The following is a 26051-nucleotide window of genomic DNA, read 5'->3' on the forward strand; positions in this document are numbered from 1 at the left end:
CCGCTAATCTACTGTTTTTGTTTTCCGGCTCCATCCGTAGCACCATCCAAAAGCCCCCTCATAGAGAACAAAGAAAATCAGAAAGGCATGTAGGAAATAGTCCTCCGGAAGAGCTAATATGATGGGATCCTTGTAGGGATCAAAGAGCCAAGTAGCATCTCCGACAAAGAGGACTTGGTGAAAGAGGGTAAAGAATTGATCAAAGCCAATAAATAGGGTCACTCCTCCTATGACGATAGGCAAGAGAACCATCCCACCAAATAAAGGGCGATAGAGACCTGCGTAGCCTTTACGCATCACTGTTCGAATAAATCGTATAGCCACTGGCAACAAGACCAGGAACAAGATCTGAGTCAGGTGAAAGAGGTACTTGACTGCTTGAAAATGATGGAGGCCATCTGGAGAGGATGGAAAATCTGGCATCTCCAGCTTCCAAGTAAAAGGACTGGTCAAATACTGCATGAGGACTTGAAAGTTCTTCTGAATGACTGCAGGAGTCAAACCGGTCCGATTCTGAATTCGTAACCAGCTAATCTCCATGGGATAAATCAACCAGGCTACGAGAATGGTCCCTAAAATCACTGTTGCTAAGAGCCAGAGGACAAAGCCCGTTACCTTTAACCGATCACGCATCGAAATCCCACTCCGCTAAGCTAGATAGGACATGCGTTGGTGGCAAGGGCAGGTCTGGCACTTCTTCTGGCTTGGTAAAGCCAGTTGTCACCAGTAAAGTAGGAATGCCATTGTCAATTCCTGCCCGGATGTCAGTCAGGTAATTGTCTCCCACCATAACCACTTCTTCGCGTTCTAGTCCCAGGTGAGCGATGGCCTTGTCCATAATGATGGCATTGGGCTTACCGATAAAGGTTGGCTTCACGCGCGTTGCCGCTTCGATCAGGGCATTTAGGGCTCCTGCCCCTGGCATCATTCCCCGCTCTGTCGGGATATTGAGGTCAGGATTGGTCCCGATGAAATGTGCTCCCTTTTGAATGGCTAAGGTAGCGATAGAGAATTTCTCATAGTCCACTTCCCAGTCGAGACCCACCACGACATAGGCTGGATTGACGGTATCTTCGACGAAACCTGCCTCAGCAATGGCTTGTTTCAAGCCAACATCTCCAATGACATAGGCGGTTTTTCCAAGATTCATATCCACCATATAATCAATGGTTGCTAGTGTCGCTGTATAGATGGTATCCAGCGGCGTTTCGATGTTGAATTGGCCTGCCAGCATCTCTTGGACCATTTCTGGCGTCCGCGTGGTATTGTTGGTCACAAAGAGATAGGGGATCTGACGCTCTTGCAATTCGTGGACAAAGGCTTCCCCAGCTGGGATCCGCTCTTTGCCCTTGTAGATGGTTCCGTCTAAGTCGATTAAATAACCCTTATAAGTCATGGGATTCTTGATCTCCTTTTTCACTTGCTTCCTCTGCTACTTTCTCCTGATCTTGAAACTGGCCTCCTGCTCCATACAGAAGCAAACAAGCTCCATATAGGGCAAATTGAAGGACAAGACCGAAGAAATTGATACTTGCTTTTCCAGCCTGAGTAAAGAGGAAGGATGAAATCATCAAGATGACGATGGTCACCATCAAGCCACCGATCTTAGCCTGATCAATGGTGATGGTATAGACGCCGCTCTCTTTTTCCTCATTGCTTTCTTTCCCTGCCTGGATAGGCTTCATGGTCTCGATGAAATCTGTCATTAAAGTCGCTGCGAGGCTGACAGTCGTACTAAAGAGGACACCTTGAGAGAGCTTATCAAAGAAGTTACTCCAGAAGCTACCCGCTTGGCTGGTGATACTCAAGGAAAAGACAACGACTGGCAGGATAAAGGCCAAAATCAAATGAATCCAGACACGATACCAGCGAACATCTTCCTTGAGAAAACGCATAAAGGCTTCAAAACTCAACCGGTAGCGGATAAAGCGAATCGCTTCCTCAATAAAGATATAAAAGGCTGCGACTAAGGTCAAGAAACCATCTCCCAACACATAGAGGGGATTTTTCTTACGACGAGCATAAGCAACAACCCGTCGTTGAACCTCCATCAAGTCTTCTTTTTTCTGTTTTAATCTTCTTTTTTCCATAATGTTTCCTTATCTATTTCTTCCCAAGTGATGAGGGCTTGGGCGTGTACTTGGCCTTCTGATGAGATGACATGATTGCTGATCATCCCTTCTCGCTCAACGCTAGAGGTAATCATGCCCCCAGGCAGGACCTCCTTAACATACTTGAGGTGGACCCGTTTAGGGATATGCTGGGTTAGGAATTCTGCTCCCATCACTTCGAAGACCCAGTCTAGGTACTTGCTGTTGTTCACATGGCCGTTCATGTCTAAATCATAGAAACGTACATGGTAGTTCTGCTCCATGGCCCCATTCAGTTCTGGATAGCGTGGACCACGGCGGATCTTCTTCTCAAACGGTGACTCATATGGATCGGTAATCTCCTCCGGTACGGATTGGACCTTACGACTATCCCGATCCATCAAGACAAAGGTGGCCACCATCTCGACGATAGCTTCCCCATTCTGGTCTCTGACCACAAAGGAACGGTAGCAAAAGAGACGATTGTGGGCCAGGGCCTGAGTCTCAATGGTAATCTGTTCATCAAAGACCGGCAGGCGATGAACCGTGATGTCATAGTCGGTGATGATCCAGACTAGATTGTACTGTTCGAGCAGGTCCCTGTCACTGATACCAATCTCCATCGACTGCATGCCTGAGACTTGCAAGGACAAGAGGATGAGCTGTGGCATTTTGATAAAGCCATTCACATCGCTCATATCAAAGGGGACTTTCATGTCATACTGATAAATTTTAGCCATCGTTTACTCCAATATAAATTTCTCTGCTACGGTATCACCAAGGAACAAGCCTCTCTTAGTCATCCGCACTTGCTTGTCATCTGGAACCAAGAGTCCCTGCTCCGTTAGACTGGCCACCACTTGTCCATAGCGTTGGTCAAAGGAGATACCAAATTTTTCTTCAAAACGTGCCTTAGACACACCTGTCTTTTTCCGTAGACCGAGGAACAACTCCTCTTCCATCTTCTCTTCCAGTGTCAGGTGCTCCTCTGTAATCCGTGCCTTACCAGCCTCAACAGCCTCCAGGTAATGCCGGATTGGGCCATGATTCTTGTAGCGAATCCCATCGACATAGCCGGAAGCACCAGCTCCCAGGCCATAGTATTCTGCATTATCCCAATAGACCAGATTGTGGCGACTTTCAAAGCCAGGCTTGGAGAAATTGGAAATCTCATAGTGCTCAAAGCCTGCTTTTTCCAGTTCCTCAATGATGTACTCAAACATCTCCGCTTCCAACTCTTCTTTGGGGAGAGGAAGCTTGCCCCGTCGCATGCGGTTCATAAAGACCGTTTGGTTTTCTAAAATCAAACTATAGAGACTCATGTGGGGGATGTCCAAGTCGATCGCCTTGGCGACATTTTCCTTGACCTGGTCCATGGTCTGACCCGGCAGAGCATAGATCAAATCAATCGAAATATTGTCAAATCCTGCCTGCTTGAGGTGGCGGATATTGTCATAGATATCCTGCTCCTGGTGACTCCGACCGATCTTTTTCAGCATCTTGTTATCAAAGGTTTGGACACCCAGAGAGACCCGATTGACCTGAGACTCCTTGAGAACTGCGATCTTATCCGGATCCAGATCTCCAGGATTGGCTTCGATGGTAAACTCTTCTACTTCCGATAGGTCCATAACCTTGGGCAATTCTGTCAAGAGATAGGCCAGTTGTTGGGCGGACAGAGCTGTCGGAGTCCCTCCACCGATGTAGAGAGTCCGAAGTTTGCCAATCTCATACGATCGAGTCTCCTGGATCAAGTGTTCCAGATAGGCATCGACCGGCTGATTCTTGATAAAAACCTTAGAAAAGTCACAATAATAACAAATCTGGGTACAAAATGGAATATGCACATAGGCAGAGGACGGTTTAGCTTGCATAACCTTTATTATACCACATTTCGCACCAAAACCAGAGCAGAAAAGAAAGGGGAAAGCAAGGATTTCCTTGACAAGAAGGAATGAAAGGAATAGAATAAAGCTAATCACATTCGGAGGTAAGGAGATATGAACAACTAAGTTTCGTTAAATAAGATACTTTATTTAGTGGACTGCTTGTTCTATCTCTTTTTGTGTACCCTCTCGCCTATTCTCCAACCTTTTGTTGGCTAAATTAGGTCTTTTTCTACTTGGGTTCCGCTTGAATACAGCTCTACTAAATAGGTAGAGCTGTTTTTTGTCCCAGTAGAAAGGAATCTTATGCTAAAACTATCCCACCTCACTATCCGCCATACAAAAGATTTACGCGATCTAGTACGTAATCTGTCCCTAACCATACATGAAGGAGAAAAAGTTGCTATTATTGGCGAAGAAGGGAATGGAAAATCTTCCTTACTTCAGGTCCTCATGTCCCAAAAATCTCTACCAGATTATCTGACCATAGAAGGAGAAATCACCACTTCCTTTCACTCCTATGCCTATATTCCCCAGTCTTTGCCGGAAGCATTGAAGGGAAAAACTTTGGGAGAATATTTTTTTGGAGAGGACGAGCTAGACTATGCCAGCCTCTACAGACTGGCTGATCAATTGCATTTTAATAGCGACCGCTTTGCAAGCGATCAAACCATCGGAAGCCTATCTGGAGGAGAAGCCCTCAAGGTCCAACTTCTTCACGAACTTTGTCGTCCTCATGAATTGCTATTTTTAGATGAACCCTCAAACGATCTAGATTTAGAAACCCTTGACTGGCTTCAGCAGATGATCCAAACAAGCCCCCAAACCATTCTATTTATTTCCCATCATGAGGATTTCTTGACTCAGACGGCGGATACGATCATACACTTAAGACAGATCAAACACCGCAAGGAGGCTGAAACCATCGTGGAGCACCTAGGCTATCAAGACTACAGTAGCCAGAGGGAACAACAATTTAAGCAACAGTCTCAGCAAGCTGCCAATGATCAACGAGCCTACAAAAAAACAATGGAGAAACACCGTCGCGTCCGCCAGCAAGTCGAAACCTCCTTACGAAATACCAAAGATAGTACTGCTGGACGTCTCCTAGCAAAGAAAATGAAGTCTCTCCTCTCACAGGAAAAGCGCTATGAGCGAGAATTCCAAGCCATGACTTCCCAACCCTATGATGAGGAAATCATTAATCTGCATTTCCCTTCCCTTACTCCCTTGTCTCCTCAAAAACGTGTCCTTCTCTTAGATCAGGAAAAGCTCGCAATTGGTGATCGTGTCCTAGTCAAGAACCTCTCCCTCACTCTTCATGGGCAGGATAAGATAGGGATTATCGGTTCCAACGGTGTTGGAAAATCCACTTTCCTAAAAATGATCTGGGAGATTTTACAGAAGAATGAGAGTATCCGCACTGCCTATATGCCTCAAGATTACACTGAACTCCTCCCGCTGACTCATACGCCGGTTCAATTTCTACAGTATTCAGGCGATCGCGAAGAAATCAATACCATTCAATTGCATTTAGCCTCCCTCAACTTTACTTATTCTGAAATGCACCATCCTATCTCTGAACTTTCTGGTGGTCAGCAAGGAAAACTCTTCCTCCTTCAATTAGTACTCACAAGACCCCAGTTTCTGCTCTTGGACGAGCCTACTCGTAATTTTTCCCCCACTTCCCAACCAGAAATTCGACGCCTATTCGCAGACTACCCAGGAGGATTGGTTACCGTCTCCCACGATCGGACCTTCCTCAATGAAGTCTGCCAAAAGATCTATCGTCTGACTGAAAATGGTTTAGTAGAGATAGAATCGCTCTAACGTAAAAAAGATTGGACAAAACCAATCTTTTTTTCTCTAGTTTTTCGTTGCCTCTTGTCCCATTTCTTGGGTGCGTTTGTAGGCCGCTTCCACGCCGGCAATAATGTCACCCCGTAAGCCGACTTGTTCCAAGCGGTTGACTCCTGCGATGGTAGAGCCGCCTGGACTACAAACCGCATCCCTTAGGCAGGCTGGGTGATGGCCTTGACCTTGCTCCGAGACAAGCTTCCATCTTGATTGGTTAGGGAAGAGGTCCCCACTTTAAACACAATTCTCTTATTCTTCATACATTCATTCTCCAGTGTATTCGATTGTAACATTATACCATGAAAGCCTTAAAAAATACTAAGAGTGGACCAAGGGAATCCCCATTTGCCCACAAAAAAACGAGTTTGAACCACAAGAGTTAAACTCGTTTTGATGATGATAAGCTTATCCTTGACGAAGCTGCTCCAAGGTTGCTTGGAAAATCTCCGGTACCTCCACTGAAAACTCCATGACTTCTCCCGTCCGTGGATGGGTAAAGCCCAGTGTCTTAGCATGGAGGAACTGGCCATAGCCTTTCAAAGTCTTGCGAGGACCATAGACTTCATCACCAGCGACCGGATGGCCAATGTAGGCCATGTGAACCCGAATCTGGTGGGTCCGTCCTGTCTCCAATTGCAACTCGACCAAGCTATAATCCCCGAAACGCTCCAAAACATGGAAACGGGTCAGAGCTGGTTTTCCTTTGGCTGTCACAGCCTGCTTCTTGCGGTCCTTGTCACTCCGTCCAATCGGCGCCTCAATGACACCCCGATCATTAGGGAGATTACCGTGGACAATAGCCCAATACTTGCGCAGGGACTTCTTAGCCTTGAGCTCATCTGCCAAGGCTACATGAGCTGCATCATTCTTAGCCACCATGAGAAGGCCAGAGGTGTCCTTATCAATCCGATGGACGATCCCCGGACGAAGCTCCCCATTGATCCCTGACAAGTCCTTGATGTGATACATGAGGGCATTGACCAGGGTCCCACTAGTATGCCCCGCACTAGGATGGACCACCATTCCCTGGGGTTTGTTGACCACGGCGACATCCGCATCCTGATAGACAATCTCTAAGGGGATAGCTTCTGCCTCGTAGGTCACTTCTTCCACTTGAGGGACTTCGTAGCTGATAACATCCCCTTCTTTTACGGTATATTTGGCCTTTTTGACTTGACCGTTGACGAGGATTTTTCCTTCCTTGATCTGCTCATTAGCCAAGCCACGTGAGAGTTCAGTCAACTCTGAGACGGCCTTATCCAGTCGCGCTCCAGCGACTTCCACTCTAATTTCCATGGCTCTCCTCTCTTAAAAGATAAATCAGTAACAATCCCACACCGACGGTTAAATAAATATCTGCTACATTAAAAATAGCAAAGTTCATAAAATCCAAGTGAAACATATCGACGACAAAGCCCTGATGAACCCGGTCAATAAAGTTGCCGATTCCCCCTGAAATAATCAGGGTCAACCCCAACAAGAGCCAAATGGAACCATTGATGTGACGATAAAGGTAGACAAAGGCTGCCCCCATCGCAATCAAAGTTATGATGGCAAAGAACCACTGTTGGTTTTCTAACATGGAAAAGGCAGCACCTGAGTTCTTTAGATAGGTCAGGCTGACCACTTTGGGAATGAAGGTACGCATACCCCCCAGTGGGATTTCCTTGACCACATACCACTTAACAGCTTGATCCAAGGCAATCAGGAGGAGGATACTGATAAAAATACTTACTTTTCTCTTCATGGCCTACCTCTTCTCATCAAAGTAGGCTTCCATAACTTGGACAAACTTCTCAGCCACTGGTGAGAGATCCACCTCTTCCCGTTTGACATAGACCATTTTATTATCAAGATCATCGATCAAGGGGATGACAGTAATGCCATTCACCGACTGGCTATCCAAGAAGCCAGAACCAGTCGCATAGGCATCGGTCCGCTCTAGGATCCCATTCAGGGTCGCTCGGTCTGTCACATTGAAGAGCTGGGAACTGCTACTCGTATCGACGAAGTTCTCCGAATAGTAGAGATACTCATCCTTTTCCTGGGTAAAGCGAACGGTCGGTAGGTGTGCCAAGTCCTCCATCACTAAGGATTCTTTCTTAGCTAATGGATGACCCTTACGCAAATAGATATGGGTCTGGAAATGAATCAGGTCAACGACTTCCAAGCCCAGTTTATCCACCCGTTGCATGATCCCTTTGGTATTTTGCTTATTGAGGTAGATAATCCCCAATTCACTATGACCCTGAGCCACTTCATCAAGGATTTGAACCGTCGTTGACTCAAAGATCCGGAAATTTTTATTCTCAGGGTAAAGGACAGAGAATTGGGTAATCAAAGGGGGAAGGAAATCATAGTGCTGACTCGAGATCGAGAATTCCTTCTTTTCTTCCTCAGGATTGGCATACTGGTTTTGAAAAACATCAAAGCCCTTGACCAATTCTTGGGCCTTTTCATAAAATTCCATCCCGCGGCGGGTCAAGAAAGTCCCTGAACTAGTCCGACGGAAAATTTTAAAGCCCAGTTCCTTTTCCAAATCTCTCACAGAGATGGACAGACTCGGCTGACTGACGTACATTTTTTCAGCTGCTTCACGAAAAGTACCACTATTGGCAATCGCGACAACATAGCGTAATTGTTGAATATTCATGTCTTCTTCCTTCTAACAATATCACTCCATTATACCATAATCTAGAGGATGAAAAAAGATGGGGGCATCAATCGAAAGAGATCTACTAGGAGTTGAATTAATGCTCGTAAAAATGATAAGGAAACTGTTAAGCATTAAATAATTTCTAATCTATGAAGCTACTCAAGCAAATTTTCAAACTTTCCGCCGTGAGAAAAATGCTTGAAACACTGGCGTTTCAAGCATTCGGGAGTTTTAAAACCTTAGGTTCAAAACTAAGTCATGGAACTTCGTAGAAGTTCGCTGACGTCCGTACTCACCTAAGGAAAGTTTTAAAACGTTTTTTTCTATGATCTATAAAGTATAAAAAGAAACATTAGAGATCAAATAATCAACTAATAATTGACACATATCATAAAAAAAACTCTCTGATTGATCAGAGAGTTTTTGAATACAAATTATTTAGCGATTGGGTAAACAGAAACTTGTTTCTTATCGCGACCTTTGCGTTCGAAGCGTACTACGCCTTCAACTTTAGCGAACAAAGTATCGTCTCCACCACGTCCAACGTTCACACCTGGGTAGATGTGAGTACCGCGTTGACGGTAAAGGATAGATCCACCTGTTACAGTTTGTCCATCAGCTGCTTTAGCTCCAAGACGTTTTGCTTGTGAATCACGTCCGTTTGATGTAGAACCTCCACCTTTTTTGTGGGCGAAAAGTTGCAAGTTAGCAAGATTCAATTTCAACATAATTGTTTTCCTCCAGTTAGTTTTCTGTGATAACTCTTGTTTGGACGAACTCGGATGAGTTCTCCGATAAGTTTGCCATCCCTAAGAAAAATGATTCAAAGAATAGTTGGGTCATTTCTCTTTGGTGAGGTGGAATGTCTGTCGGGATTGTTACCCGCATGAAGCCACCCTCTTCTTCGTTTAATTCTAGTTCCGGTTCATAGCCTGCAAATTTCTCAACAGAGTTGACAAAGTTAATGGCAAGCGTAGAAACCGATGCACACACGACATCTAAGCCGTATTCGCCACTTTCGGCGTGACCAGTAATTTCTGCACTCCTCAGCTCGCCATCTTCGGCTCGTTCAAAGACTGCTTGTATCATGTGTTCTCCTAAGAATTAAGCGTTGATTGCGTTGATGACAACTTTAGTGTAAGGTTGACGGTGACCTTGTTTACGGTGGCTACCTTTTTTAGGTTTGTACTTGTAAGTAACAACTTTCTTTTGTTTTCCTTGTTTTTCAACAGTTCCAACAACAGTAGCTCCTGAAACAAGTGGAGTTCCGACAACAGTGTTTTCACCACCAACAAGAACAACTTCGTTAAATGTAACTTCTTGACCAGCTTCAACGTTCAATTTTTCAACGTAGACTGCTTGACCAACTTCAACTTTAACTTGTTTTCCGCCAGTTTTAATGATTGCGTATGTGCTCATTATGCACCTCCTATGTATTTTTGGGTTTCCCCGTATTTTGTGAAGACTCGCCTAGCATCGTGGGACGAACCTCTTAAGCTCAAGGGATGAGCAACGATGATCGAGCGGTTGCACAGGCATGTGCATAGTCAACTCTATAAGTATATCACTTCTATCAGACAAAGACAAGCATTTTTGTCCCTTGAAAACGGATTTTCATCATTTATTGATAAAAAAAGAGGAAAACAAGCGTTTCCCTCTATTCTATTAGTTATGTTACAGATTTTTTAACAAATCTCACTGGGATTTTACAACAAATCCTCAATCAGCTCATCGACTTCATCCGCTTCAGCTTGAGGTGTGATCTCTGTAATCATGATTCCAGCAACTGCTCGTTCGACCAAGGCTTCCACGTCCATGCGCTCCTCATATTGCTCCGCATTTTTGAGTTTCGGATTAGTCTTTGGACGATCTGGTGCAAAGATGGTACAACAGTCTTCAAACGGTTGGATAGAGATTTCAAAGGTATCGATGGCTTGGGCAATATCGATGATTTCCAACTTGTCCATCGTCACCACCGGACGGATAACCGGTGTATTGGTTACCGCATTGATGGCCTGCATACTCTCTAGCGTTTGGCTAGCTACCTGACCGAGGCTTTCCCCATTGATGATGACTAGGCCACCACGGATTTGACGGATGCGATCTGTAATGCGCATCATAAAGCGACGAGTCAAGGTCATGAGGTAGGCTTCTGGTGCCTTTGCCTTGATCTCTTCTTGAATCTCAGTAAATGGTACTTCGATAAACTGGATATTGCCCCCAAACTTGGTCAATTTTCGAGTTAAATCGTGGGCTTTTTTCAGCGCGCCAGGACTGGTATAAGGTGGGCTAGCAAAATGGACCGCTTCGATATCCACACCCCGCTTCAAGGCTAGGTAACCCGCTACCGGAGAGTCAATCCCACCAGATAGCATGAGCATGCCTTTACCAGATGTCCCAACTGGCAGACCACCTGCTCCCTTAATGGTTTCATAAGAAATATAGGCTGCTTCTTCCCGGATTTCGACTTGCAGGTTGATATCCGGTTTTTTCATTTGGGCCTGAATGGTTGGAATGGCTTCAAAGACAGCACCACCCAAGGTTTGGTTGAGTTCTCGGCTATCCAGTTCAAAAGAATGGTCACTCCGCTTGCTGGAAATCTTGAAGGTCATCCCTTCCTGGTAAATCTCCTGCATGATTTCTTGAACGGCTGAAACCAAGGCTGGGACTGATTTTTCAATCTTGTAGACTGGTGAAAAGTTTTGAATCCCGAAGACCTGTTTAAGAGATTCCGCCACTGGTTCGTAATCCGTTCCATTTAGATAAGCATGAGCACGGTCCCGATCGGCTGTCACTTTGACAGCTGGGTAAATGGACAAAACATCTGAGATATTATTGCGCAATTTATTGATGAAGCGCATCCGGTTCTTTCCTTTAGTAGAAAGCTCCCCGTAGCGGATCATAATTTCTGAATAAGTTAATGGCATAGTTACTTCCTTTTCTTTTCCTTAACGCACCTTTCGCGTCTTTTCATAGATCAGTTTGAACTTGGTCAAAAATTGCTCGACTTGACTCATATCATTTTCGAGATCTAGACTGAGACGGACAGCTGTTTGCGCCAGAGCCTTGTCTACTCCCATGGCGATCAAGGTTCCAGCTGGTTTGCCAGCCTTGGAAGAGCAGGCAGAGGTTGTCGATATATAAATCTCATACTCTTCAAAAGCATGGACGATGACTTCTCCTCGCACTCCCTTGATACCGAAGGTCAAGATATGAGGCGCAAAGCCCTCATCTCCAGAGAAGACCGTCACATCTGGATAGTGAGCCAATTCCTCACGAATGACTTCTTTTAACTGATGGCACTTGTGCTCAAAGTCCTCTTGACGCTCCATCGCCAAGCGCAAGGACTTGGCAGTCGCAGCAATTCCAGCTAAGTTCTCCGTCGTCGAACGAAGGTCCTTTTCTTGTCCGCCGCCTGTTAAGAGGGGACTGATCTTTTTACCTTCTTTGAGGTAGAGAAAGCCTACCCCACGAAGTCCATGAAACTTATGACTAGAGAAGGTCGCTAAATCCACCCGATCTGGTAAGTAGAGAGCAGTTGAAATCTTAGCAAGAGCCTGAACCCCATCGACGTGGAAGGTGATGGTCGGACGATCAGCCAATAGATCCGCAATGGCTTGAATAGGCTGGATAGAACCTACTTCGTTATTCACTGCCATGATCGAAACGAGGGTTGTATCCGGACGCAAGAGTTTTTCCAACTCTTCCACTTGGACGAAGCCACGCGCATCAACTGGCGCAATATCCACCTCAAATCCTTGACCTTGTAGCCAGAGGGCTGATTCCTTCACAGCCGGGTGCTCAATAGCTGAGACAATCATGTGCTTCCCGTAAGGAGCTTTTTCAAAAGCAACTCCCTTGATCGCCCAGTTGTCCCCTTCTGTCCCACCCGAGGTGAAAAAGATTTCTTCTGCTTTCTTGCCTAGGAGGGAAGCAATCTGCTTGCGAGATGCCTCCAAGATCCGAGTCGCTTGACTTCCCAAGTTGTGCAAGCTAGATGGATTTCCCCATATTTTGCTTGCGACTTCCGTGTAGGTAGCTAAGGCCTCTGGATAAGGTTTGGTTGTTGCTGAATTATCAAAGTAAATCATCTTCCACTCTCTCCTAGTCAATTTTCAATCATCTTATTGTAACATTTATAGGTTGGAGGGACAAGGATTTGGCAGGCTTCATTTTGTTCCTAGTTTCAGACAGAAAACTTGTAAATTTCTCAAAATAGCTTATGATGAAGATGGGGTGTTTTGTAAAACGCTTACAAAACTAAGTTCTGGCTTTTAAAACAGTTGTTCAACCACTAAACTGGTCCCGAAAGATGATAAAAGGAGACAAACATGAAACGACCAATCTATCTTTCCATCGCCCTAGCTGGAAGTCTTGCTCTTGGAGGACTGCTCTCTGTCCTACCACCATTTCCATTTGCACTTCCCTCTGCCCAACTAGCCTGTCACGGCAAAGGACAGTGTGACTTACAACAGCCCTTGGAAAAACCACCGTACTTTAGAGAAGATGAGGGTAGCCTTCGCGAAATGACCCTTACCCAAGCAATCCCAGGCGAAACTAATAGCCACATCGAATTCAAATGCTTGGTCGAATACAATGGATGGTTCCGTCGCATCATCCGCGTGAAAGATGTAAGAGTAATTTCAAAGACCAAGGAATTCAAGGGAAGGATCGACTACTCTATCCCAGATCCAAACAAGATAGAGATTCAGGCAAATGGTCAGTTTATCACTCCTAATGATGCCTCTAGTTTTAGTAACCATCAAATCACCAGCCAGCCTAGTAAAACAAACCAACCAATTTCACTCTCTGAAAAAGGACAGGCAAACTTTGCATCATCCTCTGAAGCAAGCGAGTCACAAAGTGTCCAGTTTGAAAGCAATTTGAAATTTTAAAGACCTCTTTCATTTCTTTTTAGACATTTTCATAAAAATAACGTATAATGACTAAAGTGTTCACATAAAAGAACAAAAAATGAAATGAAAAGGAAAGAGATTATGTCACAATACTCACGAAAAGAAAAACACCAGGACAGTAACAAACCATCTAGAAGCGAAAAAGTGAAACAGAGCCTTTCTTTATTCCAGATGATTGTCGCAACGATTGCTAGTCTCCTCGGGATTATCGTTACTTCATTTACCATTTACAGTATCATGAAACCAACTTCTAAGACAGAGGAGAAAAAAGATAGCTCTACTAGCGTTGTTGTTGTCCATGAAAAGGATGGATCTGCTACTGATTCAAGTGCTACGGGAACGGATACCAGTGCTAGCAGTAACCAAGCATCCGAAGCAAGCTCTGAACAAACTGATTCATCACAGGTAGAAACCAGTGCCAGTGAAACTCCTGCAGACACAACACCTTCTGCTACGGATACCGAATCATCTGCTAACCAGTAAAAAAAAGACCGTTTGGTCTTTTTTTGTTTCTAAAACAGAAAAGCCTCTGTCGACCAGAAATCCTGATCGATAGAGGCTTGTTTTTACTTGAGAACTTCTTGTGTTTTCGCGTAGTTAGCTTCAACAGCTTCTTTTTCGGCTTTCCACCAGTCTTGGTTATCTGTATACCACTTAATGGTTTCTTCCAAACCTGCTTCGAAGTTGGTGAATTGTGGTTCCCAACCTAATTCTTCACGCAATTTTGTTGAATCGATGGCGTAACGCAAATCGTGACCCGCACGGTCTGTTACACGGTCGTAGGCATCTTTTGGTTGTCCCATTTTTTCAAGGATCAACTCAAGCACTTCTTTGTTGTTCTTTTCACCATCGGCACCGATCAAGTAAGTTTCACCGATACGGCCTTTAGTAAGGATAGCCCAAACACCAGTTGAGTGGTCGTTGGTGTGGATCCAGTCACGGACGTTCTTGCCTTCACCATAAAGTTTTGGTTTGATACCAGACAAGATATTGGTAATTTGACGTGGGATGAACTTTTCGATGTGTTGGTATGGTCCATAGTTGTTTGAACAGTTTGAAATGGTTGCCTTAACACCGAAGGAACGAACCCAAGCCTTCACGATCAAGTCTGAAGCAGCCTTGGTTGATGAATAAGGGGATGATGGGTTGTATTTGGTTTCTGCAGTGAATTTTTCACCAGGACCTTCCCCATGTCCAGGAAGATCTTCTCGCAATGGAAGGTCTCCATACACTTCGTCTGTTGACACGTGGTGGAAACGAATATCGTATTTACGAGCAGCTTCCAAGAGTGTGTAGGTACCAATGAAGTTTGTGTGGATAAATGGTGATGGGTCATTCAATGAATTGTCATTGTGGCTTTCAGCCGCATAGTGAACGATCGCATCAGCCTTAGCAGCCAGTTGGTCAACCAATGCTGCGTCAGCAATGTCACCCACAACCAATTCAACACGGTCCCCAAGGATTTCTTCGATGTTGGCACGATTACCTGCGTAAGTGAGTTTGTCAAGGACAGTCACATGCACGTCTGGATGGTTGTTGTAGACATAGTGTACGAAGTTTGAACCGATGAAACCAGCGCCACCGGTTACGATGATGTTTTTGTATTCAGTCATTTTTTCTCCAAAAAATTGTTTTTTCTTTATCGTTCCTTAAATCAATCTTTTTTTAGCTTTCCTTAGGTGAGTACGGACGTCAGCGAACTTCGAAGAAGTTCCATGACTAAGTTTTGAGCCTAGTGTCTCAAAACTTCCGAGCACCTGAAACACAATGGTTCAGGTGCTTTTTTCACGGCGGAAAGCTAAGCATATAGCTCGCTTCGCTCGTTTATAGCAAACCTAAAAACTATATAATAATTGTCTTGATTGTTTTAAGAGCTTCATTTTTACAAATCTTCTGCTTTTAGGGGTTTGACGTCTTTGAGCAATGGGTGATTCTTGTCAGCTTCTGAGACTTCTGCTTCTTCCAAATTTTCCCACTGGATGTCTAGACTTGGGTCTGCATAATTAACAAATGCATATTTTGGCTTGAGTTCCAATGCCCAGTAATCATTGACCAAATAGCTGTAGGCTACTTTGTCAGACAAAACTTGGAAACCATTGGCTACACCACGTGGTACGAAGATGCCTTTTGAAGCATCAATCACAGTTTGGTAGGTGTTCCCAAAGGTCCAGCCTTCACGAAGGTCTACCCAAGTACCAAGAACCTTTCCTTCATCTGCTACAGAGATGTACTTGTCCCAAGGTTCTGCATGCAGACCACGTAAGACATGCTTGCGCGAGAAAGAAACGTTATTTTGCAACTTGCCTTCGGCAAAGAAGCTTTCAGGAAATCCAAGAGGAAGCATTTTTTCCTTTTGGAAGTTTTCCTTGAACCAGCCACGGTTGTCCCCATGGACTGGAATATCAAACTCCAACAAGCCTGGGATGGCTTCAATCTTGCGGACTGCTAATTCTTTTCCGAAAAATTGTTCTGTCATTAAGCTTCTCCAATCAAACGGAGCAAGTATTGTCCGTATTCATTTTTCTTAAGAGGTTGCGCCAATTCATGGACTTGTTCTTTGGTAATATAACCCATGCGATAGGCGATTTCTTCAAGGTTGGCAACTTGGACGTTTTGCAAGCGTTGAACAGTTTCGATATATTGAGAAGCCTGCAAGAGACTTTCGTGAGTTCCTGTATCCAACCAAGCAAAGCCACGACCCATGAGCTCAACAGAGAGATCTCCACGCTCCAAATAAGCCTTGTTGACATCGGTGATTTCAAGCTCTCCACGAGGACTTGGTTTGATGTTTTTAGCAATCTCTACTACATCATTGTCATAGAAGTAAAGTCCTGTCACTGCAAAGTTCGATTTTGGATGTTCTGGTTTTTCTTCGATAGAGATAGCATTCATATCTGCATCAAACTCTACCACACCAAAACGTTCTGGATCTTTAACTTGGTAACCAAAGACAGTTGCCCCTTTTTCTTTTGCTTCAGCCCGTTGCAACATCTTGGTTAAGCCATTTCCATGGAAGATATTATCTCCAAGAACGAGGGCAACATGATCGTCACCAATGAACTCTTCACCAATGATAAAGGCTTGTGCCAAGCCGTCTGGACTTGGTTGCTCTGCATAAGAGAGGGAAATACCAAGTTCAGAACCATCTCCAAGAAGCTCTTCAAACCGAGGAAGATCTTGCGGAGTTGAGATGATCAGGATTTCTTTGATCCCTGCCAACATAAGAGTTGACAGTGGATAGTAGATCATTGGTTTGTCATAAATGGGCATCAACTGTTTGGAAGCGGCACGGGTCAAAGGATACAAACGAGTCCCCGAACCACCTGCTAAAATAATACCTTTCATAATGTTAGGCCTTTCTACGTAGTCATTACCCTTATTTTATCATGTTTATATAAAAAAGTCACCTTGCATTTGTGTTGCAAGGTGATGACAGGTTATCCCAAAGCGACGTCTAGGATCATCATAATGACAAAGCCAACCATGAGGCCGAGGGTCGCAACATCTGTATTGCCGTTGGTCTGCGAGTCTGGTATCAACTCTTCAACCACTACAAAAATCATAGCCCCTGCCGCAAAAGAAAGAGCATACGGCAAGATGGCCGTCATAGATAGGACCGCTACTGCCCCTAGCAGGGCTCCTACTGGTTCCACGATGGCGGACATGGAGCCCCAATAAAAGGCATTGAGACGGGATTTGCCATCCGTCCGGATCGGGATCGAAAGAGCAGCACCTTCAGGGATATTTTGTAAGCCAATCCCGATAGCCAAACCAACCGCCCCGATAAAGGCTTCTGGACTTGGATTGCTGGCGAGAGCCCCAAAGGCCACTCCGACCGCCAAGCCTTCTGGGAAATTGTGGATGGTAATAGCGAGAAAGAGTAGGGTTGTTTTAGACAACTTCTTTTCCCTCGGCGTATGGATGCTCTCAGCCTCCTCAATCTCCTTACTCATATGAAGGTGAGGGACGATGGCGTCGATCAAGCGGAGGAAAAAACCTCCAGCTAGAAAACCGATCGCAGCCGGAAACCAAGCCAAACTTCCATAGGAGTTTTCCGCATACTCAATAGACGGTTGCAAGAGGGACCAAAAAGAAGCCGCAATCATAACGCCCGCCGCGAAGCCCATCATGATGTCCAATAGTTTTCGACTAATATGCTTGAAGAAAAAGACGATGGCTGACCCTACGATGGTACAGCCCCATGTAAACAATCCTGCGAGAAAGGCCTGCAAGACCACGGATTGTGATTGAAACCAATTCATAACAACTCCCATTTTTTTGTTGATTCACTTGTTCTATTCTACTATTTTTATCCGAATGAAGGAAGGTCTTTCGAAAAAAAGAGAGTGGGACAGAAATCGGTCATTCGTTAGAATTCGATTTCGTCGTCCCACCTCCGCACAGTAGACAATTGAGAGGCTAGGACTTTTGTCCCACTCTCTACTTCACATATTGTTCAACTGGATAATCTGTTGGATCTAAACGCAAGTCTCCTCCTGTCACTAGTTGGGCTAGATGCCAACCAATGAGGGGGCCCGTTGTAAGACCAGACGATCCCAGACCACTCGCCACATAAAGGCCTGCTTGATCGGGAACGGCTCCCCAAAAGGGCGAGAAGTCACTAGTATAGGCCCGAGTTCCCACGCGCTCCCCCATGACTGCCGCTTGAGCCAGTTCCGGATAGTAGGTCAAGGCTTCTTCTTCCATCTGGTTCAGCAGAGCTTGGTCCACACTTAGGTCAAAGCCCATTTCATTCTCATGGGTAGCTCCCATACTGATCTTGCCTTTTTGGAAGGGAATGATATCCAGTTCCCCTTCTGGCATGACCACAGGATAGTTGTCTGTATCTAAGTCTAACTGATAATCCCGCAACTGTCCTTTTTGCGGACGGACATCAACTTGGTAGCCAAGTGGCTCTAGGATTTGCCCCAACCAGGCTCCTGTTGCTAGGATGACTTGGTCATAATTCTCTCCTGCTATCTGATAGCCATTATCTGAGACCGAGAGAGCAACCTCTTCTTTGATCACCCTTGCACCACTGGCTTCAAGAAGGGTTGCCGTCAGAAGGGCTCCTTCTACATGGGCTCCACCTGATGCATAAAGGAGCTGGTCAAAGCCTTGCAGACCTGGGAATTGTTGGGTCACTTCTTCTTTGGTCAAGATCGCTAATTCCCCAATCAGGGGTGATTCTTCCCGACGGCCTAGCGCCAACTGATAAAGTTCATCTAATTTCTCCTCTTTTTTCTTAAGAAGATAGACCCCGGTCTGCTGGTAAAAGTCTGTTTCGATTCCATCCTTAGCTAGGTCCTCCACCAATTCTTGGTAGAAATCAGCTCCTAAGCGAGCCAGACGATACCAGGCCTTGTTTCGTCGCTTAGAAAACCAAGGGCTAATAATGCCAGCCGCTGCCTTGGTTGCTTGGCCAAGTACATGGTCATAGACGGTTACATCCACTTGTGCTTCTTTGGATAAATAATAGGCTGCAGTGGATCCCACGATCCCTGCACCAATAATTGCAACTTTCATGATCACCTCTTAGATATGGTAAAAAGGATTGGTGCTAGCTTGACTGCCAAGCACTTCGATCTCCCAGGCTTCCTTAGTCTTCCACTGATTGAGCTTTTCTACTAGTTTCGAGACAAACAGAACTTCGATATGGTGACCTGGATCCAAGGCTAGGAGCCCGTCACTTAGCATGTCCTGAGCCGTGTGGTAGTAGATATCTCCTGTGATATAGACCTCTGCCCCCTTAGCGAGAGCATCCTTGTAAAAGGACTGGCCACTTCCTCCACAGATAGCAACGCGCTCAATGACCCGATCCAGATCCGCCTGGTCATAACCAACCAAGCGCAAAGCATCTAAGCCAAAAGTTTCTTTTACTTTTTCAGCCAACTGGCCAAAGGTTTGAGCTGGCACTTGACCGATGCGTCCGATTCCGAGGCCTTCCCCTGTCATGCTGAGGGGCTCTGTGTTTTCAATTTCTAAAAGCTGGCAGAACCAATCATTCAATCCATCTGGGACAATATCAATATTGGTATGGCTGACGTAGACCGCAATATCGTGCTTGATCAAGTCAATATAGATCTGATTTTGACCCCGATCGGCTACCAAATCCTTAATAGGACGGAAAATTGGCGCATGCTTGACGATAATCAAGTCCACCCCATGGGTGATGGCTTCCGCCACCGTCTGCTCACGGATATCTAAGGCTACCATGACCCTCTTGATGTCTTTTTGCAGGGTGCCGACCTGTAATCCACAGACATCTCCCTCCATGGAAAGTTCCTGGGGACAGTAGGCTTCATAGCGTTTGATGACTTCACTCGCTAGCATTTAGGACCTCCTTGATTTGGGCGATGCGATCTTCTAACGAACCTCTGGCAGATTGATTCTCAACTGGGACCTGCTCCAAGGCAAAGACTAATTTTTCCACTTCCTTGGACCATTTTTGAACAAAGGCAGGAGCTTGTTCCACCATCAAATGGGGACCAAAACGCAGTTCCTTAGCTGTCAACTCTTGAGAACCGTGTTCGACCACTAGAATCTCATAAAACTTCTCATTTTCTTCCAAGATGGCTTCATCGACAATACGGAAATTATGGTCTACTAACCAGCTCCGCAATTCATCCTCCCGATTATTGGGCTGGAGGACCAAGCGAGAGACACTGGTTAATTTTTCTAGACCTGCCGCTAAGATATCTGCAATCAAGCGTCCTCCCATGCCTGCAATAGTAATACAGGAAATGCCATCTGTTGGTTCAAAGGCAGCTAAACCATTGGCCAGACGGACCTCAATCTTGTCCTCCAAGCCATTATCAGCGACATTTTGGAGGGCAGACTGATAAGGCCCCTCTACAACTTCACCAGCAATAGCAGCCTCAATCTTTCCTTCTTGTAAGAGGGCGATTGGCAGATAAGCATGGTCACTCCCCACGTCCAACAGACGCGCTCCAGCTGGGACGAAGCTAGCCACCAAGTCCAAGCGATTTGATAATTTTGTAAATTCCATGTGCTACTTTCTAAACTTTTATTCCACCCTTTAGTATACCATGTTTGCACCATTAAAAAAAGGCGCGATAGCGCCTTTTCCTTATGCATCAATTTCCTTATATTCTACTTCCAAGCCTCGTTGCACAGCTGGGCGATTGGCAATTTTCTCTGTCCAAGCTTGCAAATGCTTGTATTCCTTCACATCTAAGAAAATTCCTGCTCGGTCCCAGACCTTGTCTTGGGCTAGACGGCCATACCAGGACCAGATGGCGATATCTGCAATCGTATAGTCATCTCCTGCGATATAAGGTTTAGTCGCCAATTCTTTGTCAAGCAGGTCCAATTGGCGTTTAGCTTCCATGGCAAATCGGTTGATGGCATACTCAATTTTTTCAGGAGCGTAGTGGAAGAAATGGCCAAAGCCCCCACCTAAGAAAGGTGCAGCCCCTGTCTGCCAGAAGAGCCAGTTGAGTACTTCTGTCCGTTTAGCAGGATCTGTCGGGATTAATTTGCCAAATTTCTCCGCTAGATACAAAAGAATATTAGCTGATTCAAAGACACGAATGGCTTTATCTCCTGATTGATCCAACATGGCTGGAATTTTTGAATTGGGATTAATGGCTACAAAGTCACTGCCAAATTGATCGCCATCACCAATCTTGATGCGATAAGCGTCATAGCCTGCATCCACTCCCAACTCTTTTAGTTCTTCCAGCATAATGGTCACTTTGATTCCATTGGGTGTTGGAAGGGTATAGAGTTGGAAAGGCTGGTCACCTTTTGGAAGACTTTGTTCAAAACGGGCACCTGCTGTTGGTTGGTTCAAGCCACCCCAGGCTCCTCCCATTTGGCTCGGTGCTTCCCATACTTCCGGTAATTGATAATCTGACATCTCTTATCTCCTTTTTCTGAGTTACTACTAGCATATCAAATCCAGACGCTACTTTCAAAAATCTGCTACGCTAGCTTTACTTGACTTTTCTTTGCAAAATGATAGTATAGAAAAAATACATTTTAAGGAGAAAAAATATGTCCACGATTGACTTTCATAGTTTGGCAAAGACAGAATTACACTGCCACTTAGACGGTTCCTTGTCACTTCCGACTATTCGCCAATTGGCAGCCATGGCCAATATTGACCTTCCTGCTAGCGATGAAGAACTCAAACACCATGTCACTGCGCCTGCCAACTGTGAGAATCTCTTAGACTATTTGGAGGCCTTTGACTACATTCGCCCTCTCCTTCAAACCAAGGAAGCCTTGACCCTTGCTGCTTACGATGTGGCTAAGCAAGCTGCTCTGGAGAATGTCCTCTACATCGAGGTTCGTTTTGCCCCAGAATTGTCCATGGACCAAGGGCTTACCGTCCCAGAAACTATCGATGCTGTCTGTGAAGGACTGCGCCAAGCCCAGGATGAATTTGGTATTGTTGCAAAAGCCCTGGTCTGTGGCATGCGCCAGTCTGATCAAGAACTCACCTCTCGCATCCTGGCAGAAGCTAACCAGGTCACTGATCAAGATTTTGTTGGCTTTGACTTCGCTGGAGACGAGCACAACTATCCACCACAAGCCATTGATGCCCTCATCCAACAGGTCAAGAATTACAACCGTCCCATGACCCTTCATGCAGGTGAATGCCACTGTCCAGCCAATGTCACTCAATCTATGGCCTATGGCATCAAACGAAATGGCCATGTGACCTTGCTCGCCTATGAACCAGAACTTCTAAAAGAGTTTGTGAAAAACGAGGTCACCGGTGAACTCTGCTTGACCAGTAACCTTCAAACCAAGGCAGCTGCCACTGTGGAGGACTTCCCTTACCTCAAGATGAAGGAAGCACAAGCTCATATCAGTATCAACACCGATAACCGGACCGTATCTGATACGGATTTGACCAAGGAGTACGAGCTCTACCACCACTACTTCCAAACGACACCAGCTGACTTTTACCAGCACAATGTCGATGCCATCCAAGCTTCCTTTGCTAGTGATGAGGAAAAGCAAGAACTCCTCACCAAACTAGAAAAAGCTTACGCGGACTATTTATAAAGATATTAGCTTACATTTGATTCGAAAGAAGTTTGTTTACATTCAAAAACTAGCACTTTAATAAGTGCTAGTTTTTTTCTATTTTGAAACAGATTCATACAAGGCAACGTCTCTAGGCGTTAGCAAACCGGTATAAAAACCGTCTACATTTACATTGGCATACTTGGTTAAATCATCATAAGTATGAATGGTGTGAATGTAAATTCGTTTATTCAGTCGATGAACAGCATCAATAAAGTCCTGATTGAAGCGAGGATCAGCAAATGAAATCGTCACTGCCTCGATTTCCTTATGTTTTGAAATAAAATCAATCACTTCTTCTGCACTATCTGGCGAAGAATACAAGGTATAGATGATATGTTGAAAAGGATAAATGGCTTCGATTTCCCCGAACATCTCTTGATTATAGATTTGTGGAATCACACGATCCAATAGAGACTCATCTCGATTTTTAGCTTCAGTTACAATTTGCTCGAATTGCGTAACAGTATCTTCCTTAGGGATTTCCATCGATTTGGTATCTGTGATCAATACCATATCAGAGTTAATGACCATCTGATCTAAAACATCCCCAATCAGCATGGTCGTAAAGCGACTTGGTGTCTCTGGAGAACCATAGGCTTTGAAGTTTTTCCACTCCTCTGATGAAAGAGCAACACCATCTTTATTCCCAAATTGATGCCAGTCATGGACAGCCGCCAATTTACGATCGCTAGTTAAATAGAAATCCATTTCAAACAAACGATGCCCTAGAATATAATTCTGTTGCAAAGCTTCCAGGGAGTTGGTATAAAAAGTATTGTATTCTTTCTCACGTATGGTACCACCTGCATGGGCAACCAATCTTGGCGAATCCTTTAACCAATTCTTTTTCTTGTTCTCCGTATAGTGGACAAATCCGAAGGTGTTTGAAAATTTCCCGTTAGTAAGCACTTCTAAACTTTCTTTATCCACATACTGAGAAGACAATAATTTGGCTTCTTGCTGAGTCGAAATAAGGTAATGGTTTTTATCAAATTGCTTTTTCTCTTTATTCCATTTAATTGTAATGGTGACATTGGATTGTTTCTTTTCGAAACCATCCGATGTTTTTTTATAGCCTGCTTGGACCAAAGATTCTTCAACTGGATACAAACCAGACGAAATCATGCTTAGCTTGCTAATATACAAACCAAGAAAACCAAGAATGACTACTGTTCCTAATACAAATAAGGCTGAATAGATCCGTTTGTGCGATCTATTTTCCTTTCTATCTCCCCTTCTCATCTCTAAACCGAATCTCCTCTATTAATCTTTCCATAAATCCATGGCCTGTAAGAAATCATCTGAAACTGTGACATTTTCAGGCTGAAGAGCTTCCCGTTCTTGTTGTTTGATTTTTAATTGTGTCAAACTGGCAATCCCCTCCCGTCGCCAATTGCGCAGGATGGCCTGGATATATTTCCAGTGAGGCTTGCCATTAAAGACAGCTTCTCTCAAGGCAGCCTTTACAATATCAGGGTCTGTTTGGTCCTGTTTGACTGTCTGCGTCAAATCTTCGATTTCAAATGGCGTCAACAAACGTCCTAACTCCTGCTCAAAAGTTTTGACCAAATCAGCCAGTTCATTTTCTGCTTGCTTGTCTTGCCCACGCTGTACCGTGTCTGTCTTACTTTGAAGTAAGTCATCCAGGCGTTCGAGGGCAATGGTCGCATCAAAAAGAACTTCAATCTCGCCATCTAACTCAATTGTCCGATATTGGAGCAAACCTTGGTTGGTCAGGCGAGACATAGACTGGTTAACTTCTGCGACAGACTTGCCAATCGCATCTGCAATTTGATTAGGTGTGAGGCTGGATTGGTTGGTTGTGTTTTGCAAATAAAAGAACTGCCAAACCAGAAAATCCTCTGCGTCTTTAAATAAATGGTGATAATGGAAAAGTAAGGCACTTGGTAAGACCAAATTGCCCGACTTAAATGCTTGTGAATATGTCATACTACCCCTTTATAGGTAACCATAAAATGAAATATCTTTTTCTAACTCCTCCAAACGATAAGGAGTTTCTTGGTAAACTGCATAATTGATCCAATTACTAAAGAAGTTGGCTGCCGCTAAGTTCCACCGCATCCGAGGGTCACGACTGCTGTCATCCTGATCAAAATAATTCTTCGGAAGATCTGGATTCAAGCCTGCTTTGACATCTCGCTGGTATTCCTTGGCCAAGGTATCACGGTCATATTCCAAATGACCAAAACTATAGACCTCTCGAAGGTCTGGACTGGCCAGGATAGATAGTCCTACTTCACTGCCTTGAGCTAAGACTTGCAAATTGCTCTTTTCTAGCACTTCTTTGAGGGGGACATCCGTATAACGTGAATGAGGGGCCAAAAAAGCATCGTCAAAGCCACGCATCAAGCGATTCTGAGGATTCATGACTGTTTGCTCATAGATCCCAGATAGCTTGTCGCAGAGGGCTACTTTTTCAATCCCATAGCGGTAATAGAGACCAGCTTGGGCACCCCAACAAAGGTGCAGGGTTGAAAAAACATGGCGCTTCGACCAAGCAAAGACCTTTGTTAGCTCCTCCCAGTAATCCACTTCCTCAAAGGCTAGTTTCTCTACTGGAGCTCCCGTAATAATCAAGCCGTCATAATAGTTCTCTTTAATATCATCGAAGGATTTGTAGAAGACTTCCATATGTTCTGCTGCTGTCGTCTTAGACTTATGGCTAGTCATATAGAGGAAATCCACATTAATCTGCAAGGGAGTATTGGCCAGGAGGCGTAGCAGTTGAGTCTCAGTTGCTTCCTTAGTCGGCATGAGATTCAAAATCAGAACATTTATAGGACGAATATCTTGGTGAGTTGCCCGAATATCATCCATGACAAAAATATTTTCTGAACGAAGAATATCAACTGCTGGTAATTTCTTATCTAAGGTAATTGGCATAAAAAGCTCCCATCTTACAAGTTGTTACCTCTTATTATAAGACAGGAGCATATAGTTTTCAATTATGGTTTTTCTCTATCTAGATATAGTTCTAAACTATATTAGTAATGCATCAAGACCTTGTAATCGTAGTCTCCGATAGCTTCGCGGCCTTTGAGATCATCGAGCTCGATCAAGAAGGCACAACCTGCAACCACTCCACCGAGTTTTTCGATCATTTCGATGGTTGCTTTAACGGTACCACCTGTTGCTAAGAGGTCATCGACGATAAGGACGCGTTGACCTGGTTTGATAGCATCAGCGTGCATGGTTAAGGTATCCACACCGTATTCTTTTTCGTAGTCAGCCGAGATGACTTCACGTGGCAATTTACCAGGTTTACGAACAGGCGCAAAACCAATACCGAGCTCGAAAGCGACCGGACATCCAACGATGAATCCACGCGCTTCAGGGCCGACGATCATGTCGATTTTCTTATCGGTTGCGTATTGAACGATTTCACGAATCGCATAACTATAAGCATTGCCATCTGCCATCAAAGGGCTGATATCACGGAAGGTAATTCCTTCTTGTGGATAGTTTTCAATGCTTGCAATGTAATCTTTTAAATTCATGGTTAACTTTCTTTCATAAAAAATTTTTTACATTCCATTATACCATGAATTCTACTAACGTGCAT

At 44.6% G+C, this 26051-nt stretch carries 29 protein-coding genes, 1 pseudogene and 1 other annotated feature; of the genes and pseudogenes, 4 read left to right on the top strand and 26 right to left on the bottom strand.

Annotated elements, in window-relative coordinates; genetic code table 11:
* Positions 1-3 precede the first annotated feature (3 nt).
* The 5 genes from D7D50_RS08605 to hemW are packed head-to-tail and all read right to left on the bottom strand — an operon-like array spanning position 4 to position 3964.
* Entirely contained in the window at positions 4-633 is a 630-nt protein-coding gene (locus tag D7D50_RS08605) for a TIGR01906 family membrane protein (RefSeq protein WP_120702004.1), read from the bottom strand.
* Positions 626-1396, bottom strand: coding sequence for a TIGR01457 family HAD-type hydrolase (locus tag D7D50_RS08610; protein WP_023023020.1), 771 nt, complete (start codon positions 1394-1396; stop codon positions 626-628). The genes D7D50_RS08605 and D7D50_RS08610 overlap by 8 nt, the downstream gene beginning before the upstream one ends.
* Positions 1386-2090: a hypothetical protein gene (locus tag D7D50_RS08615; RefSeq protein WP_174705357.1), complete on the bottom strand. Its 705-nt coding sequence runs from the start codon at positions 2088-2090 to the stop codon at positions 1386-1388. Before D7D50_RS08615 ends, D7D50_RS08610 begins: the two co-directional genes overlap by 11 nt.
* Positions 2072-2830, bottom strand: coding sequence for an acyl-ACP thioesterase domain-containing protein (locus D7D50_RS08620; RefSeq protein WP_023023016.1), 759 nt, complete (start codon positions 2828-2830; stop codon positions 2072-2074). Before D7D50_RS08620 ends, D7D50_RS08615 begins: the two co-directional genes overlap by 19 nt.
* Positions 2831-2833: 3 nt before the next feature.
* Positions 2834-3964 (bottom strand): radical SAM family heme chaperone HemW, encoded by a 1131-nt coding sequence (hemW, locus tag D7D50_RS08625; RefSeq protein ID WP_023023014.1) that lies wholly within the window; start codon positions 3962-3964, stop codon positions 2834-2836.
* 318 nt (positions 3965-4282) lie between these two features.
* Here hemW and D7D50_RS08630 point away from each other — a divergent pair, with 318 nt between their 5' ends.
* On the top strand, positions 4283-5806 hold the full coding sequence (locus D7D50_RS08630) for an ATP-binding cassette domain-containing protein (protein ID WP_120702005.1): 1524 nt from the start codon (positions 4283-4285) through the stop codon (positions 5804-5806).
* A 36-nt stretch (positions 5807-5842) separates the two neighbouring features.
* Here the strand turns inward: D7D50_RS08630 and D7D50_RS08635 are convergent.
* The 9 genes and pseudogenes from D7D50_RS08635 to D7D50_RS08675 form a co-directional block, all read right to left on the bottom strand.
* Positions 5843-6010: pseudogene (locus D7D50_RS08635) on the bottom strand (pyrroline-5-carboxylate reductase family protein); the annotation flags it as partial.
* A gap of 228 nt (positions 6011-6238) precedes the next feature.
* Positions 6239-7129 (bottom strand): RluA family pseudouridine synthase, encoded by an 891-nt coding sequence (locus tag D7D50_RS08640; RefSeq protein ID WP_120702006.1) that lies wholly within the window; start codon positions 7127-7129, stop codon positions 6239-6241.
* A complete protein-coding gene (gene lspA / locus D7D50_RS08645; RefSeq protein WP_120702007.1) occupies positions 7119-7580 on the bottom strand; it encodes a signal peptidase II in 462 nt (153 codons plus the stop codon). Before lspA ends, D7D50_RS08640 begins: the two co-directional genes overlap by 11 nt.
* Before the next feature lie 3 nt (positions 7581-7583).
* Positions 7584-8486 carry a LysR family transcriptional regulator gene (locus tag D7D50_RS08650; protein WP_120702008.1) on the bottom strand — a complete coding sequence of 301 codons (903 nt, stop codon included), beginning with the start codon at positions 8484-8486 and terminating at the stop codon, positions 7584-7586.
* 437 nt (positions 8487-8923) lie between these two features.
* Positions 8924-9217, bottom strand: a complete 294-nt coding sequence (gene rpmA / locus D7D50_RS08655) for a 50S ribosomal protein L27 (RefSeq protein WP_003002805.1) — start codon at positions 9215-9217, stop codon at positions 8924-8926.
* Between the two features lie 16 nt (positions 9218-9233).
* Positions 9234-9578: a ribosomal-processing cysteine protease Prp gene (locus D7D50_RS08660; protein WP_006596492.1), complete on the bottom strand. Its 345-nt coding sequence runs from the start codon at positions 9576-9578 to the stop codon at positions 9234-9236.
* Between the two features lie 15 nt (positions 9579-9593).
* Positions 9594-9908 (bottom strand): 50S ribosomal protein L21, encoded by a 315-nt coding sequence (gene rplU / locus D7D50_RS08665; RefSeq protein ID WP_003007734.1) that lies wholly within the window; start codon positions 9906-9908, stop codon positions 9594-9596.
* A gap of 33 nt (positions 9909-9941) precedes the next feature.
* Positions 9942-10028, bottom strand: a sequence feature (ribosomal protein L21 leader region).
* Between the two features lie 167 nt (positions 10029-10195).
* Entirely contained in the window at positions 10196-11416 is a 1221-nt protein-coding gene (gene thiI, locus D7D50_RS08670) for a tRNA uracil 4-sulfurtransferase ThiI (RefSeq protein ID WP_120702009.1), read from the bottom strand.
* A gap of 21 nt (positions 11417-11437) precedes the next feature.
* Complete coding sequence (locus D7D50_RS08675; RefSeq protein ID WP_120702010.1) at positions 11438-12580, bottom strand: cysteine desulfurase family protein; 1143 nt, start codon at positions 12578-12580, stop codon at positions 11438-11440.
* Between the two features lie 240 nt (positions 12581-12820).
* On the opposite strand from D7D50_RS08675, the gene D7D50_RS08680 reads away from it, so the two are divergent.
* The gene (locus D7D50_RS08680) at positions 12821-13384 is read left to right on the top strand and encodes a hypothetical protein (RefSeq protein WP_120702011.1); all 564 of its coding nucleotides are present in this window, start codon (positions 12821-12823) and stop codon (positions 13382-13384) included.
* Between the two features lie 102 nt (positions 13385-13486).
* Positions 13487-13888, top strand: a complete 402-nt coding sequence (locus tag D7D50_RS08685; protein WP_227877734.1) for a DUF6556 family protein — start codon at positions 13487-13489, stop codon at positions 13886-13888.
* Between the two features lie 83 nt (positions 13889-13971).
* Here D7D50_RS08685 and rfbB read toward each other — a convergent pair whose 3' ends face one another.
* The 8 genes from rfbB to yghU all read right to left on the bottom strand — a co-directional run bounded on the left by rfbB (position 13972) and on the right by yghU (position 21287).
* Positions 13972-15018 (bottom strand): dTDP-glucose 4,6-dehydratase, encoded by a 1047-nt coding sequence (gene rfbB, locus D7D50_RS08690; protein ID WP_006596502.1) that lies wholly within the window; start codon positions 15016-15018, stop codon positions 13972-13974.
* A 269-nt stretch (positions 15019-15287) separates the two neighbouring features.
* A complete protein-coding gene (locus tag D7D50_RS08695; protein WP_120702013.1) occupies positions 15288-15881 on the bottom strand; it encodes a dTDP-4-dehydrorhamnose 3,5-epimerase family protein in 594 nt (197 codons plus the stop codon).
* Entirely contained in the window at positions 15881-16750 is an 870-nt protein-coding gene (gene rfbA / locus D7D50_RS08700) for a glucose-1-phosphate thymidylyltransferase RfbA (protein WP_048717356.1), read from the bottom strand. The genes D7D50_RS08695 and rfbA overlap by 1 nt, the downstream gene beginning before the upstream one ends.
* 92 nt (positions 16751-16842) lie before the next feature.
* A complete protein-coding gene (locus tag D7D50_RS08705) occupies positions 16843-17667 on the bottom strand; it encodes a ZIP family metal transporter (protein ID WP_042361047.1) in 825 nt (274 codons plus the stop codon).
* A 178-nt stretch (positions 17668-17845) separates the two neighbouring features.
* Positions 17846-18931 (bottom strand): NAD(P)/FAD-dependent oxidoreductase, encoded by a 1086-nt coding sequence (locus tag D7D50_RS08710; RefSeq protein WP_120702014.1) that lies wholly within the window; start codon positions 18929-18931, stop codon positions 17846-17848.
* A 9-nt stretch (positions 18932-18940) separates the two neighbouring features.
* Positions 18941-19738: a Nif3-like dinuclear metal center hexameric protein gene (locus tag D7D50_RS08715; protein WP_120702015.1), complete on the bottom strand. Its 798-nt coding sequence runs from the start codon at positions 19736-19738 to the stop codon at positions 18941-18943.
* Positions 19725-20414 carry a tRNA (adenine(22)-N(1))-methyltransferase gene (locus D7D50_RS08720; protein ID WP_120702016.1) on the bottom strand — a complete coding sequence of 230 codons (690 nt, stop codon included), beginning with the start codon at positions 20412-20414 and terminating at the stop codon, positions 19725-19727. The genes D7D50_RS08715 and D7D50_RS08720 overlap by 14 nt, the downstream gene beginning before the upstream one ends.
* 81 nt (positions 20415-20495) lie before the next feature.
* Entirely contained in the window at positions 20496-21287 is a 792-nt protein-coding gene (gene yghU, locus D7D50_RS08725; RefSeq protein WP_120702017.1) for a glutathione-dependent disulfide-bond oxidoreductase, read from the bottom strand.
* A gap of 137 nt (positions 21288-21424) precedes the next feature.
* On the opposite strand from yghU, the gene add reads away from it, so the two are divergent.
* On the top strand, positions 21425-22444 hold the full coding sequence (add, locus tag D7D50_RS08730) for an adenosine deaminase (protein ID WP_120702018.1): 1020 nt from the start codon (positions 21425-21427) through the stop codon (positions 22442-22444).
* Between the two features lie 78 nt (positions 22445-22522).
* Here the strand turns inward: add and D7D50_RS08735 are convergent, their stop codons facing one another.
* The 4 genes from D7D50_RS08735 to D7D50_RS08750 all read right to left on the bottom strand — a co-directional run bounded on the left by D7D50_RS08735 (position 22523) and on the right by D7D50_RS08750 (position 25986).
* Positions 22523-23710 (bottom strand): glycerophosphodiester phosphodiesterase family protein, encoded by a 1188-nt coding sequence (locus tag D7D50_RS08735; protein WP_120702019.1) that lies wholly within the window; start codon positions 23708-23710, stop codon positions 22523-22525.
* A gap of 21 nt (positions 23711-23731) precedes the next feature.
* Positions 23732-24418 (bottom strand): DnaD domain-containing protein, encoded by a 687-nt coding sequence (locus tag D7D50_RS08740; protein ID WP_120702020.1) that lies wholly within the window; start codon positions 24416-24418, stop codon positions 23732-23734.
* 9 nt (positions 24419-24427) lie between these two features.
* A complete protein-coding gene (gene metA, locus D7D50_RS08745) occupies positions 24428-25372 on the bottom strand; it encodes a homoserine O-acetyltransferase MetA (protein WP_120702021.1) in 945 nt (314 codons plus the stop codon).
* 101 nt (positions 25373-25473) lie between these two features.
* On the bottom strand, positions 25474-25986 hold the full coding sequence (locus D7D50_RS08750) for an adenine phosphoribosyltransferase (RefSeq protein WP_003002788.1): 513 nt from the start codon (positions 25984-25986) through the stop codon (positions 25474-25476).
* Positions 25987-26051 lie beyond the last annotated feature (65 nt).

The organism is Streptococcus koreensis (assembly GCF_003627135.1).
Taxonomy (GTDB): domain Bacteria; phylum Bacillota; class Bacilli; order Lactobacillales; family Streptococcaceae; genus Streptococcus; species Streptococcus ilei.

Bases quoted from the DNA above. Each gene is read 5' to 3' on its own strand.
- D7D50_RS08605 (WP_120702004.1), bottom strand. From the start codon at position 633: ATGCGTGATCGGTTAAAGGTAACGGGCTTTGTCCTCTGGCTCTTAGCA.
- D7D50_RS08610 (WP_023023020.1), bottom strand. From the start codon at position 1,396: ATGACTTATAAGGGTTATTTAATCGACTTAGACGGAACCATCTACAAG.
- D7D50_RS08615 (WP_174705357.1), bottom strand. From the start codon at position 2,090: ATGGAAAAAAGAAGATTAAAACAGAAAAAAGAAGACTTGATGGAGGTT.
- D7D50_RS08620 (WP_023023016.1), bottom strand. From the start codon at position 2,830: ATGGCTAAAATTTATCAGTATGACATGAAAGTCCCCTTTGATATGAGC.
- hemW (WP_023023014.1), bottom strand. From the start codon at position 3,964: ATGCAAGCTAAACCGTCCTCTGCCTATGTGCATATTCCATTTTGTACC.
- D7D50_RS08630 (WP_120702005.1), top strand. From the start codon at position 4,283: ATGCTAAAACTATCCCACCTCACTATCCGCCATACAAAAGATTTACGC.
- D7D50_RS08640 (WP_120702006.1), bottom strand. From the start codon at position 7,129: ATGGAAATTAGAGTGGAAGTCGCTGGAGCGCGACTGGATAAGGCCGTC.
- lspA (WP_120702007.1), bottom strand. From the start codon at position 7,580: ATGAAGAGAAAAGTAAGTATTTTTATCAGTATCCTCCTCCTGATTGCC.
- D7D50_RS08650 (WP_120702008.1), bottom strand. From the start codon at position 8,486: ATGAATATTCAACAATTACGCTATGTTGTCGCGATTGCCAATAGTGGT.
- rpmA (WP_003002805.1), bottom strand. From the start codon at position 9,217: ATGTTGAAATTGAATCTTGCTAACTTGCAACTTTTCGCCCACAAAAAA.
- D7D50_RS08660 (WP_006596492.1), bottom strand. From the start codon at position 9,578: ATGATACAAGCAGTCTTTGAACGAGCCGAAGATGGCGAGCTGAGGAGT.
- rplU (WP_003007734.1), bottom strand. From the start codon at position 9,908: ATGAGCACATACGCAATCATTAAAACTGGCGGAAAACAAGTTAAAGTT.
- thiI (WP_120702009.1), bottom strand. From the start codon at position 11,416: ATGCCATTAACTTATTCAGAAATTATGATCCGCTACGGGGAGCTTTCT.
- D7D50_RS08675 (WP_120702010.1), bottom strand. From the start codon at position 12,580: ATGATTTACTTTGATAATTCAGCAACAACCAAACCTTATCCAGAGGCC.
- D7D50_RS08680 (WP_120702011.1), top strand. From the start codon at position 12,821: ATGAAACGACCAATCTATCTTTCCATCGCCCTAGCTGGAAGTCTTGCT.
- D7D50_RS08685 (WP_227877734.1), top strand. From the start codon at position 13,487: ATGTCACAATACTCACGAAAAGAAAAACACCAGGACAGTAACAAACCA.
- rfbB (WP_006596502.1), bottom strand. From the start codon at position 15,018: ATGACTGAATACAAAAACATCATCGTAACCGGTGGCGCTGGTTTCATC.
- D7D50_RS08695 (WP_120702013.1), bottom strand. From the start codon at position 15,881: ATGACAGAACAATTTTTCGGAAAAGAATTAGCAGTCCGCAAGATTGAA.
- rfbA (WP_048717356.1), bottom strand. From the start codon at position 16,750: ATGAAAGGTATTATTTTAGCAGGTGGTTCGGGGACTCGTTTGTATCCT.
- D7D50_RS08705 (WP_042361047.1), bottom strand. From the start codon at position 17,667: ATGAATTGGTTTCAATCACAATCCGTGGTCTTGCAGGCCTTTCTCGCA.
- D7D50_RS08710 (WP_120702014.1), bottom strand. From the start codon at position 18,931: ATGAAAGTTGCAATTATTGGTGCAGGGATCGTGGGATCCACTGCAGCC.
- D7D50_RS08715 (WP_120702015.1), bottom strand. From the start codon at position 19,738: ATGCTAGCGAGTGAAGTCATCAAACGCTATGAAGCCTACTGTCCCCAG.
- D7D50_RS08720 (WP_120702016.1), bottom strand. From the start codon at position 20,414: ATGGAATTTACAAAATTATCAAATCGCTTGGACTTGGTGGCTAGCTTC.
- yghU (WP_120702017.1), bottom strand. From the start codon at position 21,287: ATGTCAGATTATCAATTACCGGAAGTATGGGAAGCACCGAGCCAAATG.
- add (WP_120702018.1), top strand. From the start codon at position 21,425: ATGTCCACGATTGACTTTCATAGTTTGGCAAAGACAGAATTACACTGC.
- D7D50_RS08735 (WP_120702019.1), bottom strand. From the start codon at position 23,710: ATGAGAAGGGGAGATAGAAAGGAAAATAGATCGCACAAACGGATCTAT.
- D7D50_RS08740 (WP_120702020.1), bottom strand. From the start codon at position 24,418: ATGACATATTCACAAGCATTTAAGTCGGGCAATTTGGTCTTACCAAGT.
- metA (WP_120702021.1), bottom strand. From the start codon at position 25,372: ATGCCAATTACCTTAGATAAGAAATTACCAGCAGTTGATATTCTTCGT.
- D7D50_RS08750 (WP_003002788.1), bottom strand. From the start codon at position 25,986: ATGAATTTAAAAGATTACATTGCAAGCATTGAAAACTATCCACAAGAA.